The following is a 2958-nucleotide window of genomic DNA, read 5'->3' as shown; positions in this document are numbered from 1 at the left end:
CGCGGTGCATGGGCACCTACGAACATCGGCGCAGACTGGTTATAGGATCAAGCCTTACGGGCAATTAGTATCAGTTAGCTGAACGCATTACTGCGCTTACACACCTGACCTATCAACGTCCTGGTCTCGAACGACCCTTCAAGGAGGTCAAGCCTCCAGGGATATCTCATCTTAAGGCGAGTTTCCCGCTTAGATGCTTTCAGCGGTTATCTCTTCCGAACATAGCTACCCGGCGATGCCACTGGCGTGACAACCGGTACACCAGAGGTTCGTCCACTCCGGTCCTCTCGTACTAGGAGCAGCCCCCTTCAAATATCCAACGCCCACGGCAGATAGGGACCAAACTGTCTCACGACGTTTTAAACCCAGCTCACGTACCTCTTTAAATGGCGAACAGCCATACCCTTGGGACCGGCTACAGCCCCAGGATGAGATGAGCCGACATCGAGGTGCCAAACACCGCCGTCGATATGAACTCTTGGGCGGTATCAGCCTGTTATCCCCAGAGTACCTTTTATCCGTTGAGCGATGGCCCTTCCATACAGAACCACCGGATCACTATGACCTGCTTTCGCACCTGCTCGACTTGTCGGTCTCGCAGTTAAGCACGCTTATGCCATTGCACTATCAGCACGATTTCCGACCGTACCTAGCGTACCTTCGTACTCCTCCGTTACACTTTGGGAGGAGACCGCCCCAGTCAAACTGCCTACCATGCACTGTCCCCGACCCGGATCACGGGCCAAGGTTAGAACCTCAAACAAACCAGGGTGGTATTTCAAGGACGGCTCCACCGAAACTAGCGTTCCGGTTTCATAGCCTCCCACCTATCCTACACAGATCGGTTCAAAGTCCAATGCAAAGCTACAGTAAAGGTTCATGGGGTCTTTCCGTCTAGCCGCGGGGAGATTGCATCATCACAAACACTTCAACTTCGCTGAGTCTCGGGAGGAGACAGTGTGGCCATCGTTACGCCATTCGTGCAGGTCGGAACTTACCCGACAAGGAATTTCGCTACCTTAGGACCGTTATAGTTACGGCCGCCGTTTACCGGGACTTCAATCAAGAGCTTGCACCCCATCATTTAATCTTCCGGCACCGGGCAGGCGTCACACCCTATACGTCCACTTTCGTGTTTGCAGAGTGCTGTGTTTTTATTAAACAGTCGCAGCCACCAGTTTATTGCAACCCCTTCACCCTTCTGGCGCAGGCCAGTCAAGCTACAGGGGCGTACCTTATCCCGAAGTTACGGTACCAATTTGCCGAGTTCCTTCTCCCGAGTTCTCTCAAGCGCCTTAGAATACTCATCTCGCCCACCTGTGTCGGTTTGCGGTACGGTCACTGTTAAACTGAAGCTTAGAGGCTTTTCTTGGAACCACTTCCAATTGCTTCGCTTCCTAAGAAGCTCGCGCCACGCCCTTGAATTCTGCACCCGGATTTGCCTAAGTGCCTTCTCCAACGCAGCGACCGGGACTTCCAACACCCGGACAACCTTCCGCGATCCGTCCCCCCATCGCATTTAACAATGGTGCAGGAATATTGACCTGCTTCCCATCAGCTACGCATTTCTGCCTCGCCTTAGGGGCCGACTCACCCTACGCCGATGAACGTTGCGTAGGAAACCTTGGGCTTACGGCGAGGGGGCCTTTCACCCCCTTTATCGCTACTCATGTCAGCATTCGCACTTCCGATACCTCCAGCACACTTTACAATGCACCTTCGCAGGCTTACGGAACGCTCTCCTACCATGCACATAAATGTGCATCCGCAGCTTCGGTATATAGCTTAGCCCCGTTACATCTTCCGCGCAGGACGACTCGATCAGTGAGCTATTACGCTTTCTTTAAAGGGTGGCTGCTTCTAAGCCAACCTCCTGACTGTTTTAGCCTTCCCACTTCGTTTCCCACTTAGCTATATTTGGGGACCTTAGCTGGCGGTCTGGGTTGTTTCCCTCTTGACACCGGACGTTAGCACCCGATGTCTGTCTCCCGTGATTGCACTCTTCGGTATTCGGAGTTTGCTATGGCGGGGTAATCCGCAATGGACCCCCCAACCATGACAGTGCTCTACCCCCGAAGGTGAGACACGAGGCACTACCTAAATAGTTTTCGGAGAGAACCAGCTATTTCCAAGTTTGTTTAGCCTTTCACCCCTATCCACAGCTCATCCCCTAACTTTTCAACGTTAGTGGGTTCGGACCTCCAGTACGTGTTACCGCACCTTCATCCTGGCCATGGATAGATCACTTGGTTTCGGGTCTACGCCCAGCAACTGAACGCCCTATTCGGACTCGCTTTCGCTACGCCTGCCCTATTCGGTTAAGCTTGCTACTGAACGTAAGTCGCTGACCCATTATACAAAAGGTACGCCGTCACCCCTTACGAGGCTCCGACTGTTTGTATGCATGCGGTTTCAGGATCTATTTCACTCCCCTCCCGGGGTTCTTTTCGCCTTTCCCTCACGGTACTGGTTCACTATCGGTCGATCACGAGTATTTAGCCTTGGAGGATGGTCCCCCCATCTTCAGACAGGATTTCACGTGTCCCGCCCTACTTGTCGTACACCTAGTTCTTTCATACTGTTTTCGTCTACAGGGCTATCACCTGCTATGGCCGCACTTTCCAGAGCGTTCGACTAACAATACAAATAAAGAGTACAGGCTCTTCCCATTTCGCTCGCCACTACTTTGGGAATCTCGGTTGATTTCTTTTCCTGCGGTTACTTAGATGTTTCAGTTCACCGCGTTCGCTTCACATGACCTATGTATTCAGTCATGGATACTCCAAAAGGAGTGGGTTTCCCCATTCGGACATCTACGGATCAAAGCTTGTTTGCCAGCTCCCCGTAGCTTTTCGCAGGCTACCGCGTCCTTCATCGCCTGTGATCGCCAAGGCATCCACCACATGCACTTGTTCGCTTGACCCTATAACGAGTCTGTCTCGCTTTCGCTCGACAGTC

At 52.5% G+C, this 2958-nt stretch carries 1 rRNA gene; it reads right to left on the bottom strand.

Going from position 1 to position 2958, the window contains the following annotated elements:
- Nucleotides 1-43 precede the first annotated feature (43 nt).
- A 23S ribosomal RNA gene (locus FB600_RS36895) occupies nt 44-2923 on the bottom strand.
- Nucleotides 2924-2958 lie beyond the last annotated feature (35 nt).

Source organism: Burkholderia sp. SJZ089 (assembly GCF_007828315.1).
GTDB classification, from domain to species: domain Bacteria; phylum Pseudomonadota; class Gammaproteobacteria; order Burkholderiales; family Burkholderiaceae; genus Burkholderia; species Burkholderia gladioli.
This window is presented reverse-complemented; position numbering and strand designations above follow the sequence as displayed.